Origin of the sequence: Agromyces sp. NBRC 114283, from assembly GCF_030268405.1 — a bacterium.
Classification (GTDB): Bacteria; Actinomycetota; Actinomycetes; order Actinomycetales; family Microbacteriaceae; genus Agromyces; species Agromyces mediolanus.
In genome coordinates, this window is the sequence record NZ_BSQP01000001.1 from 419,280 (window position 1) to 434,674 (window position 15,395).

Below are 15,395 nucleotides of genomic sequence, written 5' to 3' on the forward strand. Positions count from 1 at the left end.
ACCACCAGCACCACGCAGTCCCCGCAGCACCATCCCCCATCGAAAGGACCCACGTCATGAAGAAGCTGATCGTCGCCAGCGTCGGCGTCGTCGCCGCCCTGGCGCTCTCCTCCTGCAGCGGAACCGGCGGCGACGCCGGCCCCTCGACCGAGCTCAACGTCTACGCCTGGGCCGACGAGATCCCCCAGACCGTGTTCGACGCCTTCACCGAGGAGACGGGCATCGCCGTCAACGTCGACAACTTCGACAGCAACGAGACGATGATCTCGAAGCTCGCCGCCGGCAACTCCGGCTACGACATCGTCGAGCCGAGCCAGTACGCCGTGCAGCAGCTCGTCGGCCAGGAGCTGCTTGAGCCGCTCGACAAGTCGAAGATCGAGGGCATCGACAACCTCGCGCCGAAGTTCGCCGACCCGAGCTACGACCCCGGCCTGCAGTACTCCGTGCCGTGGGTGTGGGGCACGACCGGCCTGCTCTACAACGCCGCGTGCACCGGCGGCGAGGAGATCACGAGCTGGACCTCCCTCTTCGACCCGAAGTGGAAGGGCAAGATCAACATGCTCGACAACATGCTCGCCGCGTACATCGCGGGCCTGCAGGTGAACGGCTACGGCGCCGACAGCACGGACGAGGCCGAGATCGCGAAGGCGACCGAGTCCCTCATCGAGCAGAAGCCGCTGCTTTCCGGCTACAACTCCACGAACTACGGCGAGCTCGTCGCGAGCGGCGACGTCTGCATCTCGGAGGCGTGGGGCGGCACCAGCACGGCGAAGATCGTCGAGCAGAACCCCGACGTGCACTACGTGCTCCCCGAGGAGGGCGGCAGCCTCTGGGTCGACGGCCTCTCGATCGCGAAGGGCGCCCCGCACCAGGACGCGGCCTACGAGTTCATCAACTTCCTGCTCCGTCCCGAGATCGCCGCGATGGCGACGAACGACGGCGGCCTCGCGAGCGCGAACGCCGCGGCGCAGGAGCACGTCACCGACCAGGGCCTGCTCAGCAACGCGGCGGTCTACGCCTCGGACGAGCAGGTCGCGAACGCGGACTTCATCGTCGACCCGGGCAAGGCCATGCGCTTCTACCAGGACGGCTGGACCCGCGTGAAGGCCTCCTGACCCGGGCCCGACCCCTGTCCGCCACGAACAGCAGATCGAGATCATGACGACGCAGACCACCTCAGCCGCGGCCGACACCACCGCGCCGACGACGGCCCCGGCCGTCGAGATCCAGGGGCTCTCGAAGGAGTTCGCCGGGCACCTCGCGGTGCACCCGCTCGACCTCGAGATCCGGGAGAACGAGTTCTTCTCCATCCTCGGACCGTCCGGATGCGGCAAGACGACGCTGATGCGGATGATCACCGGCTTCGAGACGCCGAGCTCGGGCCGGGTGCGGCTCGGCGGCGTCGACGTCACCGATGTGCCGACGCGGAACCGTGATCTCAACATGCTGTTCCAGAGCTACGCGCTGTTCCCCCACCTCACCGTGTTCGAGAACGTCGCGTTCGAGCTCCGGGTGCGGCGGGTCGCCAAAGCAGAGGCGAACCGCCGCACCACGGAGGCGCTCGAGCTCGTGAAGCTCGGTCACCTCGGCGACCGCAAGCCCGACCAGCTGTCGGGCGGGCAGCGGCAGCGCGTCGCCCTCGCCCGCGCCGTGGTGTCGGGGCCGAAGGTCGTGCTCCTCGACGAGCCGCTCGGCGCGCTCGACCAGCAGCTCCGCAAGGAGATGCAGTACGAGCTGAAGCGGATGCAGCGCGAGGTCGGCATCACCTTCATCTACGTGACGCACGACCAGGAGGAGGCGCTCACGATGTCCGACCGCATCGCGGTCATGTCGGAGGGCGTCGTGCAGCAGGTCGCCGGGCCGGAGGACATCTACAACCGCCCCGAGACCCGTTTCGTCGCCGGCTTCATCGGCAGCTGCAACCTGCTCGACGTCCAGGCGCCCGCCGGTGCGGAGGGCGAGGAGGTCGCGGTCGAGGTGCCGGGCGTCGGCGCGCTGCGCGGGGTGCTCGGCGAGACCGTGCCGACGCCGCGGGCGGGCACGCTGCTGCTCCGCCCCGAGCGCATCGAGGTGCGCCGCGCGGGCGAGGGCGACGGCGTCGTCGGCGTCGCGGAGACGCTCACCTTCCTCGGCGAGGAGTGGCACCTGCACCTCCGCGTCGGGGAGCACCTGCTGCGGGCATCCGTCTCCAGTCTCGCCAAGGAGCGCGACCTGCCCGGCCTCGCCGCCGGCGACCGGCTCAGCCTCAGCTGGCGGCCGCAGGACGCCCGCATCGTCGTGCGCTGACGAACGCCCCACCGCCCCCACCATCGACCCTTCACACGAGAGGAGCCGCGCGATGCGAGTCGCCGTCGCCCAGACCTCCCCCGGCATCGACGCCGAGGAGAACTTCGCCACCATCCGCCGCTTCACGGCCGAGGCCGCCGAGCGCGGCGCCCGCCTCGTCGTCTTCCCCGAGGAGGCGATGCTCCTCGCCGAGGACGAGCTGAAGCCCCGCTTCGACGAGATCCTCCCGGCCGTCTGGCCGCGCTTCGAGGCGCTCGTCGCCGAGCTCGCCCGCGAGCACGGCATCGCCGTCATCGCGGCCGGCTACGAGCCGAACCCCGGCGGCCGGCCCTTCAACACGATGATCGCGGTGGATGCCTCGGGCGCCGAGCTCGCGAGGTATCACAAGCTGCACACCTACGACGCCTTCGCCTACCAGGAGTCGGCGTACGTCACGCGCGGCGCCGAGCTGCCGCCCGTGATCGAGATCGACGGCGTGCGCATCGGCCTCGCCAACTGCTACGACGTGCGCTTCCCCGAGCTGTTCCGCAGCCTCGCCGACCGGGGCGTCGACGTTATCGCGCTCTCGGCGGCCTGGGTCTCCGGCAAGGGCAAGGAGGAGCACTGGTCGGTGCTCACTCAGGCCCGCGCGATCGAGAACGTCAGCTGGCTGCTCGCCTCGGCGACCGTCGGCCCCGACTCGGCCGGCCTGAGCCGGGTCATCGACCCGCTCGGCGTCGTCGTCGCCGGGCTCAACGCCCACGACGAGGGCCTCGTCGTCGCCGAGCTCGACCTCGAGCGCTCGGAGCGGGCGCGCGCCATGCTGCCCGCCCTCGACAATCGGCGCATCGAGCTCGCGTACACCCTCGCCTGAGCCGCCTCGCCCGACCCCCTCGCCTGACCCACCCAGAAAGAGGACCATGTTCTTCCACACCGGGACTGCCCCCGCCTCCCTCCCCCAGCCGCTCCGCGAGAAGCTCGAACGGCTGAGCTTCCCCACCCTCGGCCACTACCTCGAGGAGGGCTTCGTCGACCCGGAGGTGCGCCGCATCGTCGCGGCCGGCGGCCGGGTCATCGGCACCGCCTTCACCATGCGCACGACCGCGAGCGACTCGACCGCCCTGCACCACGCCGCGGGGCTCATCGGCGCCGGCCAGGTGCTCGTGCTCGACACCGGCGGCGACCGCCGCCACGCGCCGCTCGGCGAGGTCGTCGCCGCCCAGCTCGTCGCCCGCGGCGCCGCCGGCGCGGTGGTCGACGGCGTCGTGACCGACGTCGACGAGATCGCCGAGCTGGGGCTCACCGTGCATGCCCGCGGCACGAGCATGCTCACCACGAAGCTGCACGGCATCGACGCGGGCGGCGTGAACGTCCCCGTCACCTGCGGCGGCGCGGTCGTGCACCCCGGAGACGTCGTGCTCGCCGACGCGAACGGCGTGCTCGTCGTGCCCGTCGAGGTGCTCGAGCGCCTCGTCGACCTCGCGCTCGAGGACGACGCCGAGGAGCCCGACCTCATCGCCGACCTCCGCCGGGGCGAGCCGCTCGGGTCGCTCACCGGCGCCAGCGACACCGTCGCCGAGCTCCTGGCGCGCACCACGCCCCAGTAGCGCGGCGCTCCCACTCGCGGTCGGCGGCCTTCGGCTCCGTCGGCCGTGCTCCGCCATGCCGAGAAACACCTAGGAAAGGCATCCCATGCTGCTCAAAGCCGCCATCAACGGCGGCCGCCCGGTCACCGAGCACCCGGCGGTCCCCCGCTCCACCGAGGAGATCGTCGCCGCCAGCGTCGCCGCGATCGCGGCGGGCGCGGACGTCGTGCACGCCCACGTCATCGACGAGGACGGCGAGCAGACGATCCGTCCCGAGGCGATCGGGGCGTGGGTGCGCGCGATGCGTGCGGCCGACCCCGCGGTCGTGATCGGCACGACGACGGGGCTCTGGACGGTCGCCTCGCACGCCGAGCGGATGGCCCACCTCGCCGCCTGGCCGGCGGACGCCCTGCCCGACTTCGCCTCGGTCGCCTTCTGCGAGGAGGGCGCCGCCGAGGCCGCCGTGCTCGTGCTCGAGCGCGGCATGGTGCTCGAGTCGGCGGTGTGGTCGATGGACGACGTACCGGCGCTGCTCGCCTCGCCGACGCTGCACCGGAACGTCCGCGTGCTGATCGAGCCGGAGACCGAGGATGCCGAGGCCGCCGTGGCCCAGTGCCGCGAGATCGCCGCGGTGCTGCGGGAGGCCGGCGTCACAGCGCCGATCCTCTACCACGGCTACGACGAGACCGTCTGGCCCGTCGTCGAGGCGGCGATCGCCGACGGCTGCGAGACCCGCATCGGCTTCGAGGACGGCGTGCTGCTCGCCGACGGCAGCACGCCCGCCGACAACGCGGAGCTCGTGCGCGCCGTGCGTGCGCTCGAGCGCGCGACGCCGTCCCGCGTCTGAGTCGACCCGGCCGGCCTCCCGCCCCGCGATACCCTCGTGGAAGGGAGGCCGGTGCCGCATGATCGACGACCTCGACCGCAAGCTGATCGAGTTGCTCGCCCGTGACGGGCGACGCACCTTCGCGGCGCTCGCCGACGACCTCGGCGTCTCGCAATCGACGGTGCGCACGCGCCTCGCGAAGCTCGAGGAGGACGACGTCATCATGATCGTCGCCCTCTGCAACGCGCTGCTGCTCGGGCACCAGGTCGTGCGCCTGCTGTTGCGGGTGCGCAACCTCACGCCGCTCGCCGTCGCCGACGGGCTCGTCGGCATCAGCCAGATCAACCACGTCGCCCTCGTCGCAGGGTCGCACGACCTCTACCTCGAGGCGACGTGCCGCGACCAGCCGCAGCTCATCGACCTGCTCGACGAGATCCGCCGGCACCCGGGCGTCGCCGCCATCCAGCCGATCATCGTCACCTCGCTCGCGAAGGACTACAGCTGGGGCGGCCTGCGCGGCACCGCGGGGCAGAGCATCAGCGATCCCGACGGCTGAGCCGCGCGCCGGCGGGCGCGTGACGACTCAGTCGCCGAGCTGGGCGAGCGGCGAGGGCTCGCGGAAGCCCTGCCAGAGGTAGGTGTCCTTGCGCACCTCGAGCACCGTGAGCGTCTCGAGGTCGGAGATGCCGCGGATGCGCCGCAGGTCCTGCAGCACGATCTTGCCGAGGGCCTGGGCGTCGGGCGCGACCACGTCGAGGATGATGTCGTAGTAGCCGAGCGTGCACGCCACGTACTTGATCTGCGGGTGGTCGGCGAGCTGCTCGGCGACCCGCGCGACGGGCACCTCCGCGACGCGGATGCCGACGTGCGCGGCGATGCCGCCGATCTTCGTCTCGTCGTACATCCCGGCGACGTAGATCACGCCGAGCGAGACGAGCCGGTTGTAGCGCTGGCGGATGGTCGGCTCGGAGAAGCCGATCCGACGCCCGATCTCGGCGAAGGAGCGGCGTCCGTCGACCCGGAGCTGATCGATGATCTCCCGGTCGACGTCGTCGAGGATGGGGTCCCTCGGGTGACGCGCGGCTTCCACGAAGTCAGCGTAGTCCCTGCGCGGCGGCCCGGCACCGCGCGGACGGCACCCGCCCCTGCCGCGGCCGGGCGGGTCGCTCCGCCGACGGTCGCACGCCCCGCGGTACGGTTCGATCGGATCGACGAGGATCCAGTTCGAGTGAGGAGACGCCGTGTCCGACCACCGTTCCGCCCCCGCCGCCGAGCTCGGCGCACCCGACGAACCGACGCGCGGCTGGCTCCGCCTCGGCACGCTGCCGGTCGTCGCGGCCGTGCTCGTCGGGCTCAACGGGCTCTACATCCTGCTGGTCGCGTTCGGGAACATCACCGACTTCGGCACCAATCAGGCCTTCGTGCAGCACGTGCTCGCGATGGACACCACGAACTTCGGCGCCCCCGCCGGCGAGGACCTCGATCCCGACGTGATGTGGCGGGCGATCACCGATCCGGTGCTGCAGAACCTCGGCTACCTCGGCGTCATCGTCTGGGAGTCGGCGACGGCGATCGTGCTGATCGCCGCGGTCGTGTTCTGGATCCGAGAGCGCCACCGCGGCTACCGCGTCGCCCGGGCGCTCTCGACGATCGGCCTGCTGATGCTCCTCGTGCTGTTCATGGGCGGGTTCATCACGATCGGTGGCGAGTGGTTCCAGATGTGGAAGTCGACCTCGTGGAACGGCCTCGACCCGGCGTTCCGGAACTCGGTGCTCGCGCTCATCGCGCTCGTCGTCATCCACCTGCCGAGCGCCCACTGGCGGGCGGCGGAGGTTCGGGCGCGCGCCTAGCGGCGCGCCCCGCGCCGAGGCGCCGCCGCCCGGCCCCGCGCCCTACAGGCGGTCGACGAGCTCGTCGGCGAGGCCGGTGTACGAGGCCGGGGTGAGCGCGAGCAGACGCTGCTTCGCGGCATCCCCGATCTCGAGGCCCTCGACGAACGCCGCGAGCTCGACCGCACCGACCCGCTTGCCGCGGGTGAGCTCCTTGAGCAGCGCGTACGGGTCGCTGATCGTCGACCGCCCCGCCACGACCTCGCCGCGGATGACGGTCTGGATCGCCTCGCCGAGCACCTCCCAGTTGCCGTTGAGGTCGGCGAGCAGCAGCTCCCGGTCGAGGTCGATCTCGGTGAGCCCGCGCTGGATGTTGTCGAGCGCGAGCAGCGAGTGCCCGAAGCCGACGCCGATGTTGCGCTGCGCGCTCGAGTCGGTGAGGTCGCGCTGCAGCCGCGAGGTGACGAGCGTCGCCGCGAGTGAGTCGAGCACGGCGCTCGAGAGCTCGAGGTTCGCCTCGGCGTTCTCGAAGCGGATCGGGTTGACCTTGTGCGGCATCGTCGAGGAGCCGGTGGCGCCGGCCGCCGGGATCTGCCGGAAGTAGCCGAGCGAGATGTACGTCCAGATGTCGGTCGCGAGGTTGTGCAGCACCCGGTTCGCGTGCGAGACCTTGCCGTAGAGCTCGGCCTGCCAGTCGTGCGACTCGATCTGCGTGGTCAGCGGGTTCCAGTCCAGCCCGAGCGAGGTGACGAATTCGCGCGACACCTCGGGCCACGAGGCATCCGGCAGCGCCACGACGTGCGCAGAGAAGGTGCCCGTCGCGCCCGAGAACTTGCCCAGGTACTCGGTCGCCTCGATCTGCTTCGCGATGCGCTCGAGCCGGTGCGCGAAGACCGCCAGCTCCTTGCCCATCGTCGAGGGGGTGGCCGGCTGGCCGTGCGTGCGGGAGAGCATCGAGGCATCCCGGTGCTCGCGCGCGAGCTCGGCGATCGCCGCGACGACCGCGCGGTACTTCGGCAGCCAGACCTGCTGCACCGCGTCGCGCACCGTGATCGCGTAGGAGAGGTTGTTGATGTCCTCGCTCGTGCAGGCGAAGTGGGTGAGCTCGGCGATCGCGTCGAGGCCGAGGTCGGAGAGGCGGCGGCGCACGTAGTACTCGACGGCCTTGACGTCGTGACGGGTGGTCGCCTCGAGCGAGCCGAGCTCGTCGATGTCGGGCTGGCCGAAGTCGGCGACGACCTGGCGCAGCGCCTGCTTCTGGTGCTCGCTGAGCGGGGAGGTGCCGAAGAAGCCGCGGTCGGTCTGGGCGATCAGCCACTCGATCTCGACGTGGACGCGGGCCCGGTTGAGGCCCGCTTCCGACAGGTGCTCGCCGAGGTCTCCGACGGCGGCGCGGTAGCGTCCATCGAGCGGGCTGAGCGGCTGGGGAGGCAGCGAAGTCATCGGATTCCTTGTCTGAGAGCCGGCGCGAGTTGCCGGAAGAGCGCCGTGGTCGACCGCTCTATCATCTCAAGCACACGATCGAACATCGCATCGTCGGAGTAGTAGGGGTCGGGCACGTCGACGAGGCTGGTCGGTTCCGGCTCGAACTCGAGCAGCAGCCGCACCTTGTCGAGCTCGCCGGAGTGGTGCGCCCAGTTGCGCAGGATCCGCGCCTGGCCGCGGTCGAACGCCACCACGAGGTCGAGTTCGCGGAACCACTCCGGCTCGAACTGGCGCGCCCGGTGCCGGGAGCCGTCGTACCCGGCGCGTTCGAGGGCGGCGATCGTGCGGTGGTCGGCGCGCTCGCCCACGTGCCAGTCGCCGGTGCCGGCGGAGTCGACGCGCAGCGCACGTTCGAGGCCGGCCTGGGTGGCGAGGTCGCGCAGCACGACCTCCGCCATCGGCGACCGGCAGATGTTGCCGGTGCACACGAACGAGACCCGGAAGGGCTGCGCGGGCAGGCCGACTGGCTCCGCTCGCGTCATGGCTCCATTCTGCTGGAATCGGCCGGCAGGGAACAGGGGGCATTCGCGGTCGCGCCCGCCGGCGGCCGCGGCGCTACGCTGGGTCGGCGCCGCCGGCACCCCGACCGGCGGGCAGGACCGGGGGATCATGGACGCGCCCACCGCCGACGTCGAGATCGACGAGGCACTCGCCGCGCGGCTCGTCGCCGAGCAGCACCCGGATCTCGCCGCACCGGTGCGGCTCGTGGCGAACGGCTGGGACAACGTGATGCTGCGGCTCGGCGACGACCACCTGATCCGGATGCCTCGTCGCCTCCTCGCCGCCCGGCTCGTCGAGCACGAGCTGCGCTGGCTGCCCGAGCTCGCCCGGCACTCCCCCGTCGCGCTCCCGGTGCCCGTGCGGGCCGGCGCGCCGAGCGCCGCCTACCCCTTCGTGTGGAGCATCGGCCCCTGGTTCGACGGCGTCGCGGCCGTAGAGCTCGAGCCGGCCGCGCGGCGGGAGGCCGCACCCGCACTGGCGGCGTTCGTCGCCTCCCTCCAGCGCGAGGCGCCGGCGGATGCCCCGGCGAATCCCTACCGCGGCGTCCCCCTCGTCGAACGCGACCCGGTGGTCGGGCCGCGGATCGCCTCCGGCGTGCTCGACGGGGTCGCCGACCGGGCCGCGCTCGAGCGCGTCTGGCGGGCGGCCCTCGCTGCCCCCGGCTGGGCGGGACCGCCCGTCTGGCTGCACGGCGACCTGCATCCGGGGAACCTGCTGCTCGAGCGCGCCGGCGGCCCCCTCGCCGCCGTGCTCGACTTCGGCGACGTGACCGCGGGCGATCCCGCGACCGACCTCGCCGCCGCGTGGCTCTGCTTCGACGCGGTCGGGCGGGAGCGCTTCCGCGCGGGGCTGCCCGCGTTCTCCGACGCCGACTGGGGGCGGGCGCGCGGCTGGGCGCTCGCCGTCGGCTCGGCCATCGTCGAGACGGTGGGCGTCACCGGCGCCATGGGGCGGCTCGGGGCGCTCGCACTCGCCGAGCTCGTCTCCGGCTGAGCTCGTCGGACGCTCGTCCTCCCCATGTGCGCGGAGACTCGGCTCCTCCCCCGACCGCACCTCGCACGGCGGACGGATGCCTCGGCCCGGGCACGCTCGAGAGATGCCACCTGCCCCGACCTTCGCTCCCTCACCCGCCGACCAGTTCGCGCCAGAGCTTCTCGGTCTCGACCAGCGCATCGAGGCGATGCGCGCCACCGCTGCCCAGACCCGGGCGCTGCTCGACGAGCTTCCGGCCCTCCAGCACTCGCTCCCGCTGCTCGGGTGCGCGAGCTGGCGATCGGCTGCCGCCGAGCACTACGAGGCGCGCCTCGAAGAGCTCGTCTCCCGGGTCGGCCTCGCCCGCTCGGCGCTCGAACAGGCCGAGCTCGAGCTGAACGCCACACTGATCCGGCTGGAGCGGGAGCGAGACGAGGCCCTGGCTCAGCTCGTGGCCGCGCCGGGGTCCGGCTCCGGTCCGGGCGCGGGCCCAGCCCCCGGCGCACTCGGTGGACCGACCGCGTGGGGGTGGCGATGAGCGGCGAGCTGATCGTCTCGGGCGGAGGCGGCACCGCGGTCGCCGTCGACGAGCTCTTCGCCGAGGCGGCTCGGCTCGCGGTGGCCGAAGCCGGCTGCTCCCGGCTCGCCGAGCTCGCGGCGGGGCTGCTCGCCGCGATCGGCCGCGCCGGCGGTGGAGCCGGGCGCGCCGAGCACGAGCTCGCCCTCGCGACCCACCAGTTCGGGCAGGCCGCCGAGCTCGCCGCGTCGCTCGGGCGCAATCTCGATGAAGCCGCCCAGCGCTACGGCGACGTGGAGCAGCGGCTCGGTGCGCTGGGCGAGGTCGCGGGGCAGTTCGCCGCGTGGACGCTCGGCGCCTCGGCTCGGTTCCTGGCGTGGCCGCTGCTGGCCGCGGCGGGCGGGGCCTTTCTCGGCGACCGCCTCCTCGAGGCGTTCGGGGTGCCGCGCGAGGGCGCGCTCCCGCTCCTTCGACAGTTCCTCGTGCAGGCGGGGGCCGGCGAGGCGCTCGGCGTCGCGCTCGATTCGAGCGACGAGCTGCTCGCCGGCGCGATCGGGGTCCCCCTCCCCACCGCGCTGGCGCTCGGGCGCCACGTCGACGCGCCCGACTCCGCCAACGCGATCGTGCTCGGGGCGTCCCTCCTCGGCGGGCTCGGCGTCGGGCTCCTGGCCGAAGGCTCGGTCGGGGTGCGTCGAGTCGCCGAGCCGACGGGCGCTCCCGGCGGCGCGCGAGGTGCTGCGACGCCCGCGGCCGCCTTGCCGGTGCCACCGCCGGTGGGGGTGGCCGGACTCGCGGCGCGCGTGCCCGCCCCGCGCGAGGGGGCGCCGCAGATCCGCATCGAGCAGTACCCCGCGCCCGACGGTGGGAGTGGCCGCGATGGTGGAGTGCGGCGCTGGGTGGTTTACGTCTCCGGCACGGTCGACTCCTCCGTCGTCCCCGGGCCGCAGCCCTTCGACATGACGAGCAACGTGCACACCGTGGCCGGGCGAGGGGGCGAGCTCGTGCCCGAGAGGGTGCCCGCCGGGGCCGGTGAGCGCGCCGTTCGTCTGGCGCTCGCCGAGGCCGGGGTGCAGCCCGGCGACGAGCTCATCGGCATCGGCTATTCGGGCGGCGGGGCGATCGTCGCCGATCTGATGGGCGATCCCGAGCTCGGATTCACGGCCGGTGCGAACCTCGGCGGGCCGGCGCGGGTCGACCCGGCGGCACCGCTGCTGAACCTCGAGCACCACGACGACCTGGTGCCGGGCTCGGGTGGAGCTGACCGGCCACTCGGGCCGCTGCTCGTGCGGCGCGAGGTGGCGACGCCGCCCGAGCAGCCGGGCCCGATCCTCACGGCGCACGAACTCGAGGCCTATCGGCGCACGGCGGAGCTCGTGGATGCCTCGGCAGACCCGCGCCTCGCGGAGTTCAGCGCGCTCGTCACCGACTTCACGGCCGGGCGCGAGGGCGAGGCGTCCTTCTGGCTCGCGGAGCGCGATCCAGAAGAAGCCGTCAGTCCTTCGAAGGGCGCACGATGAGCCCGATGAGCCAGCTGATCAGGCCGAGCACGAGCGCGCCGAGCACGCCCCACCAGAAGCCGTCGACTTCGAGGCCGAAGCCGATGAGCCCGCTGATCCAGTCCACGAGCAGCAGCAGCAGTCCGTTGACGATGAACGAGATGAGGCCCAGCGTGATGACATAGATCGGGAAGGCCACCACTCTGATGAACCCGCCGACGATGGCATTGACGACGCCGAAGATCGCGGCCACCAGCAGGTAGGTGAGGATCGTGGCGAGTTGCGTGTCCTCGTAGGGCACGACCGAGACGCCCGCCACGATGAACGTGGTCAGCCAGAGCGCGAGCGCGACGACGATGGTTTTGACGATGAAGCGCATACCGCCACTCTCCCAGAGGTGAGGGCGTCTGCGAAGGGGGCTGGCCCCCGAATGTCCGATCCGGTAAGCAAATTGCTGCGCGACGGGGGCGCGGAGCCGAACCGCTCACGGAATATGCGACGGAGTACGGTGGAACGCGTGACCGCAACGGAGTCGACCGCAACGGAGTCTGCCAGCACCGGGGTGCGCCTGCGCCCCGAGATCGCGGCCCTGCCGCCGTACCGCCAGGGGCGCCCCGCGCCCGCCGACGGGTTCAAACTCTCGAGCAACGAGAACCCCTTCGATCCCCTGCCCTCGGTGCAGCAGGCGGTCGCCGAGACCGCCGGCACGATCAACCGCTACCCCGACGCGACCGCGCTGGCCCTGCGCGAGGTGCTGGCCGCCCGCTTCGGGGTCTCCGCTGACGAGGTCATCATCGGCGCGGGCTCGGTGGCGCTCATCGCCCAGTTCATCCTCGCCGCCGCAGCACCCGGCGACGAGGTCGTCTACTCCTGGCGATCCTTCGAGGCCTACCCGGGGCTCGTCACGATCGCCGGCGCCACGAGCGTCGCCGTGCCGAACCGCCCCGACCACGGGCACGACCTCGACGCCATCGCCGACGCCGTGACCGAGCGCACCCGCGTCGTCATCGTCTGCACGCCGAACAACCCGACCGGGGTCACGATCACCCGGGCCGAGCTCGACGCGTTCCTCGCCCGCATCCCCGCCGACCGGCTCGTGCTGCTCGACGAGGCCTACGTCGAGTTCGTGCGCGACACCGACGCCGTCGATGGCCGCGAGCTCATCGGCCGGTATCCGAACCTCGTCGTGCTGCGCACCTTCTCCAAGGCCTACGGCCTCGCCGGGCTGCGCGTCGGCTACGCGATCGGCCCGGTCGGCATCCTCGACGCCGCGCGCGCGACCGCCATCCCGCTGGGCGTCACCGCCGCCGCGAGCGCCGCCGCGGTCGCCTCCCTCGAGCCGGCCGCCGAGGCCGAGCTGCGCGAGCGCGTCGAGGTCATCGCCGAGCGGCGCGACCGCGTGCGCGCCGCGCTGCTCGCCCAGGGCTGGCCGATCCCGGTCAGCCAGGCGAACTTCATCTGGCTCCCGGTGGGCGAGCGCACGAGCGAGATCGCCGAGCGCCTCTTCGACGCGGGACTCGTGACCCGGGCCTTCCCGCCGGAGGGCATCCGCGTCTCGATCGGTGAAGAGGAGTCTGTCGACATCCTCCTCCGGATTCTGAATGAGCTTGTCGAGGGTTGACAAGAACCCCGTCGAAACGAACGGATAGCGTGGAACAGTGGTAGCCCGCGAACGAGACTTCACCGTACCGACGGTCCAGCTGCTGACCCCCGAGGGCCAGCTGCGACCGAGCGCCGAGGCCGAGCCGTACCTGCACCTCGTCGAGGCGCTCGACGACGCGACGCTCGAGCAGTTCTACCGCGACATGGTGACCTCGCGCCGCCTCGACGTCGCCGGCGCGAACCTGCAGCGGCAGGGCCAACTCGCGCTCTGGGTTCCGAGCCACGGCCAGGAGGCCGCGCAGGTGGGCTCGGCGCGCGCGAGCCGCCCGCAGGACCACCTCTTCCCCTCCTACCGCGAGCACATCGTCGGCATCATCCGCGGGCTCGACCCCGTCGCGATCCTCTCGCTGCTCCGCGGAGCGACGCTCGGCGGCTGGGACCCCGCGCAGAACGGCAACTTCCACCTCTACACGCTCGTGCTCGCCTCGCAGACGCTGCACGCGACCGGCTACGCGATGGGCATCCAGTTCGACGGCGCGAGCGGCACCGGCGACCCCGAGACCGACGCCGCCGTGCTCGTCTACTACGGCGACGGCTCCACCTCGCAGGGCGACGCCAGCGAGGCGCTCGTGTTCGCGGCCAGCTACCGCACGCCAGAGGTGTTCTTCGTGCAGAACAACCAGTGGGCGATCTCGGTGCCCGTCTCGCGTCAGTCGCCGAGCCCGCTCGCCCTCCGCGGCACCGGCTTCGGCATGCCGAGCGTGCAGATCGACGGCAACGACGTGCTCGCGAGCTACGCGGTCACGCGGCAGTCCCTCGAGGAGGCGCGCGCCGGCGAGGGGCCGAGCTTCATCGAGGCCGTCACGTACCGCATGGGCGCGCACACCACGGCCGACGACCCCACGAAGTACCGCACGCAGGACGAGGTCGACCTCTGGACGACCCGCGACCCGATCACGCGCTACCGCGCCTGGCTCGAGGGCCGCGGCGCGAGCGCGGCGTTCTTCGACGAGGTCGACGCCCAGGCGCAGGACTTCGCCGCCGACGTGCGCCGCCGCGCCCTCGAGCTGCCCTCCCCCACGCGCGAGACGATCTTCGAGCACGTCTACCACGAGCCGCACCCGCTCATGGCCGAGCAGTACGCCTGGCTCGACCGCTTCGAGCGCTCGCTCGACGGGAGCGACGCATGAGCCTCGCCGGCGACGCCATCCGACGCCTCGACGAGCCCGACACGGCCGAGGCGCAGCACCAGGAGGTCTCCGTGACGAACCACTCGACGGCCGAGGCATCCGCCCGGCCCGCGCAGCAGGATGCCGAGCCCGCCGTGCGCGGCGTGCAGACGCTGTCGATGGCGAAGGCCATCACGGCGGGGCTCCGCGAGGCGCTGCGCGCCGACGAGAAGGTGCTGCTGATGGGCGAGGACATCGGCCCGCTCGGCGGCGTGTTCCGCGTCACCGAGGGCTTGCAGGCCGAGTTCGGCGACCGCCGCGTGCTCGACACCCCGCTCGCCGAGTCCGGCATCGTGGGCACGGCGATCGGCCTCGCGATGCGCGGCTACCGCCCGGTCGTCGAGATCCAGTTCGACGGCTTCATCTTCCCCGCCTTCGACCAGATCACGACGCAGCTCTCCCGCATCAATTTGCGGCACGGCGGCGGCATGCCGATGCCCATCGTGATCCGCGTGCCCTACGGCGGCCACATCGGCTCGATCGAGCACCACCAGGAGAGCCCCGAGGCGTACTTCGCGCACACCCCGGGCCTCCGGGTCGTGAGCCCCTCGAACCCGCACGACGCGTACTGGATGATCCAGGAGGCCATCGCCTCGAACGACCCCGTGCTCTACTTCGAGCCGAAGAGCCGCTACTGGCCGAAGGGCCCGGTCGACCTCGACCACGCCGGCATCCCGCTGCACGAGAGCCGCATCGTCCGGCAGGGCACCGACGTCACCGTCGTCGGCCACGGGGCCATGGTGGCCACGCTCCTGCAGGCCGCCGACATCGCCGCCGGTGAGGGCACGAGCCTCGAGGTCGTCGACCTGCGCAGCCTCTCCCCCATCGACTACGGACCGCTGCTCGAGTCCGTGCACCGCACCGGCCGCCTGGTCGTCGCGCAGGAGGCGTACGGCAACGTCTCCGTCGGTTCCGAGATCGCCGCCACCGTCGCTGAGCGGGCGTTCTACTCGCTCGAGGCCCCGGTGCTCCGCGTCTCCGGCTTCGACACCCCCTTCCCGCCCGCCGCCCTCGAGACCGAGTACCTGCCGAGCCCCGACCGGGTGCTCGAGGCCGTCGACCGGGCCCTGGCCTTCTGATGCATGCC

17 protein-coding genes are annotated in these 15,395 nt (G+C 72.4%); 13 read left to right on the plus strand and 4 right to left on the minus strand.

Annotated features, from left to right (window positions below):
• Window positions 1-56: 56 nt before the first annotated feature.
• The 6 genes from QSJ60_RS01970 (at window position 57) to QSJ60_RS01995 (ending at window position 5,233) form a co-directional block, all read left to right on the plus strand.
• Window positions 57-1,115, plus strand: a complete 1,059-nt coding sequence (locus QSJ60_RS01970) for an ABC transporter substrate-binding protein (protein WP_189084006.1) — start codon at window positions 57-59, stop codon at window positions 1,113-1,115.
• 43 nt (window positions 1,116-1,158) lie between these two features.
• The gene (locus tag QSJ60_RS01975) at window positions 1,159-2,286 is read left to right on the plus strand and encodes an ABC transporter ATP-binding protein (protein WP_285462319.1); all 1,128 of its coding nucleotides are present in this window, start codon (window positions 1,159-1,161) and stop codon (window positions 2,284-2,286) included.
• Window positions 2,287-2,338: 52 nt separating this feature from the next.
• Complete coding sequence (locus QSJ60_RS01980; protein WP_189084008.1) at window positions 2,339-3,139, plus strand: carbon-nitrogen hydrolase family protein; 801 nt, start codon at window positions 2,339-2,341, stop codon at window positions 3,137-3,139.
• Window positions 3,140-3,185: 46 nt separating this feature from the next.
• The gene (locus QSJ60_RS01985) at window positions 3,186-3,872 is read left to right on the plus strand and encodes an RraA family protein (protein WP_285462320.1); all 687 of its coding nucleotides are present in this window, start codon (window positions 3,186-3,188) and stop codon (window positions 3,870-3,872) included.
• Between the two features lie 85 nt (window positions 3,873-3,957).
• The gene (locus QSJ60_RS01990; RefSeq protein WP_285462322.1) at window positions 3,958-4,698 is read left to right on the plus strand and encodes a 3-keto-5-aminohexanoate cleavage protein; all 741 of its coding nucleotides are present in this window, start codon (window positions 3,958-3,960) and stop codon (window positions 4,696-4,698) included.
• A 58-nt stretch (window positions 4,699-4,756) separates the two neighbouring features.
• Window positions 4,757-5,233: an Lrp/AsnC family transcriptional regulator gene (locus QSJ60_RS01995; protein ID WP_189084011.1), complete on the plus strand. Its 477-nt coding sequence runs from the start codon at window positions 4,757-4,759 to the stop codon at window positions 5,231-5,233.
• Between the two features lie 27 nt (window positions 5,234-5,260).
• Here QSJ60_RS01995 and QSJ60_RS02000 read toward each other — a convergent pair whose 3' ends face one another.
• Entirely contained in the window at window positions 5,261-5,767 is a 507-nt protein-coding gene (locus QSJ60_RS02000; RefSeq protein WP_229781518.1) for an Lrp/AsnC family transcriptional regulator, read from the minus strand.
• Between the two features lie 151 nt (window positions 5,768-5,918).
• Between QSJ60_RS02000 and QSJ60_RS02005 the strand changes: the two genes are divergently transcribed.
• Window positions 5,919-6,527, plus strand: coding sequence for a DUF2165 domain-containing protein (locus QSJ60_RS02005; RefSeq protein WP_189084012.1), 609 nt, complete (start codon window positions 5,919-5,921; stop codon window positions 6,525-6,527).
• A 42-nt stretch (window positions 6,528-6,569) separates the two neighbouring features.
• On the opposite strand, the gene purB is transcribed toward QSJ60_RS02005, so the two are convergent.
• Both purB and QSJ60_RS02015 read right to left on the minus strand, forming a co-directional pair.
• Complete coding sequence (gene purB / locus QSJ60_RS02010) at window positions 6,570-7,949, minus strand: adenylosuccinate lyase (RefSeq protein ID WP_285462323.1); 1,380 nt, start codon at window positions 7,947-7,949, stop codon at window positions 6,570-6,572.
• Complete coding sequence (locus QSJ60_RS02015; RefSeq protein WP_285462324.1) at window positions 7,946-8,473, minus strand: low molecular weight protein-tyrosine-phosphatase; 528 nt, start codon at window positions 8,471-8,473, stop codon at window positions 7,946-7,948. The genes purB and QSJ60_RS02015 overlap by 4 nt, the downstream gene beginning before the upstream one ends.
• Before the next feature lie 127 nt (window positions 8,474-8,600).
• Here QSJ60_RS02015 and QSJ60_RS02020 point away from each other — a divergent pair, with 127 nt between their 5' ends.
• The 3 genes from QSJ60_RS02020 to QSJ60_RS02030 all read left to right on the plus strand — a co-directional run bounded on the left by QSJ60_RS02020 (window position 8,601) and on the right by QSJ60_RS02030 (window position 11,498).
• On the plus strand, window positions 8,601-9,485 hold the full coding sequence (locus QSJ60_RS02020) for an aminoglycoside phosphotransferase family protein (protein WP_285462325.1): 885 nt from the start codon (window positions 8,601-8,603) through the stop codon (window positions 9,483-9,485).
• Window positions 9,486-9,588: 103 nt separating this feature from the next.
• Window positions 9,589-10,002, plus strand: coding sequence for a hypothetical protein (locus tag QSJ60_RS02025; RefSeq protein ID WP_285462326.1), 414 nt, complete (start codon window positions 9,589-9,591; stop codon window positions 10,000-10,002).
• Complete coding sequence (locus QSJ60_RS02030; RefSeq protein WP_285462327.1) at window positions 9,999-11,498, plus strand: hypothetical protein; 1,500 nt, start codon at window positions 9,999-10,001, stop codon at window positions 11,496-11,498. The genes QSJ60_RS02025 and QSJ60_RS02030 overlap by 4 nt, the downstream gene beginning before the upstream one ends.
• On the opposite strand, the gene QSJ60_RS02035 is transcribed toward QSJ60_RS02030, so the two are convergent.
• Window positions 11,473-11,856, minus strand: coding sequence for a phage holin family protein (locus tag QSJ60_RS02035; RefSeq protein WP_230765204.1), 384 nt, complete (start codon window positions 11,854-11,856; stop codon window positions 11,473-11,475). The two genes, QSJ60_RS02030 and QSJ60_RS02035, sit on opposite strands and share 26 nt — an antisense overlap.
• A 138-nt stretch (window positions 11,857-11,994) precedes the next feature.
• Between QSJ60_RS02035 and QSJ60_RS02040 the strand changes: the two genes are divergently transcribed.
• The 3 genes from QSJ60_RS02040 to QSJ60_RS02050 all read left to right on the plus strand — a co-directional run bounded on the left by QSJ60_RS02040 (window position 11,995) and on the right by QSJ60_RS02050 (window position 15,387).
• On the plus strand, window positions 11,995-13,098 hold the full coding sequence (locus QSJ60_RS02040; RefSeq protein ID WP_285462328.1) for a histidinol-phosphate transaminase: 1,104 nt from the start codon (window positions 11,995-11,997) through the stop codon (window positions 13,096-13,098).
• Window positions 13,099-13,135: 37 nt separating this feature from the next.
• Window positions 13,136-14,269, plus strand: coding sequence for a thiamine pyrophosphate-dependent dehydrogenase E1 component subunit alpha (locus tag QSJ60_RS02045; RefSeq protein ID WP_230765206.1), 1,134 nt, complete (start codon window positions 13,136-13,138; stop codon window positions 14,267-14,269).
• 158 nt (window positions 14,270-14,427) lie between these two features.
• Complete coding sequence (locus tag QSJ60_RS02050) at window positions 14,428-15,387, plus strand: alpha-ketoacid dehydrogenase subunit beta (RefSeq protein WP_230765377.1); 960 nt, start codon at window positions 14,428-14,430, stop codon at window positions 15,385-15,387.
• The last annotated feature ends 8 nt before the right edge of the window (window positions 15,388-15,395 follow it).

Excerpts from the sequence above, each read along its gene's own strand:
- QSJ60_RS02015 (WP_285462324.1), bottom strand. The coding sequence starts at position 8,473 with ATGACGCGAGCGGAGCCAGTCGGCCTGCCCGCGCAGCCCTTCCGGGTC.
- QSJ60_RS01985 (WP_285462320.1), top strand. The coding sequence starts at position 3,186 with ATGTTCTTCCACACCGGGACTGCCCCCGCCTCCCTCCCCCAGCCGCTC.
- QSJ60_RS02035 (WP_230765204.1), bottom strand. The coding sequence starts at position 11,856 with ATGCGCTTCATCGTCAAAACCATCGTCGTCGCGCTCGCGCTCTGGCTG.
- QSJ60_RS01990 (WP_285462322.1), top strand. The coding sequence starts at position 3,958 with ATGCTGCTCAAAGCCGCCATCAACGGCGGCCGCCCGGTCACCGAGCAC.
- QSJ60_RS01995 (WP_189084011.1), top strand. The coding sequence starts at position 4,757 with ATGATCGACGACCTCGACCGCAAGCTGATCGAGTTGCTCGCCCGTGAC.
- QSJ60_RS01980 (WP_189084008.1), top strand. The coding sequence starts at position 2,339 with ATGCGAGTCGCCGTCGCCCAGACCTCCCCCGGCATCGACGCCGAGGAG.
- QSJ60_RS02050 (WP_230765377.1), top strand. The coding sequence starts at position 14,428 with ATGGCGAAGGCCATCACGGCGGGGCTCCGCGAGGCGCTGCGCGCCGAC.
- QSJ60_RS02030 (WP_285462327.1), top strand. The coding sequence starts at position 9,999 with ATGAGCGGCGAGCTGATCGTCTCGGGCGGAGGCGGCACCGCGGTCGCC.
- QSJ60_RS01975 (WP_285462319.1), top strand. The coding sequence starts at position 1,159 with ATGACGACGCAGACCACCTCAGCCGCGGCCGACACCACCGCGCCGACG.
- QSJ60_RS01970 (WP_189084006.1), top strand. The coding sequence starts at position 57 with ATGAAGAAGCTGATCGTCGCCAGCGTCGGCGTCGTCGCCGCCCTGGCG.
- QSJ60_RS02020 (WP_285462325.1), top strand. The coding sequence starts at position 8,601 with ATGGACGCGCCCACCGCCGACGTCGAGATCGACGAGGCACTCGCCGCG.
- purB (WP_285462323.1), bottom strand. The coding sequence starts at position 7,949 with ATGACTTCGCTGCCTCCCCAGCCGCTCAGCCCGCTCGATGGACGCTAC.
- QSJ60_RS02025 (WP_285462326.1), top strand. The coding sequence starts at position 9,589 with ATGCCACCTGCCCCGACCTTCGCTCCCTCACCCGCCGACCAGTTCGCG.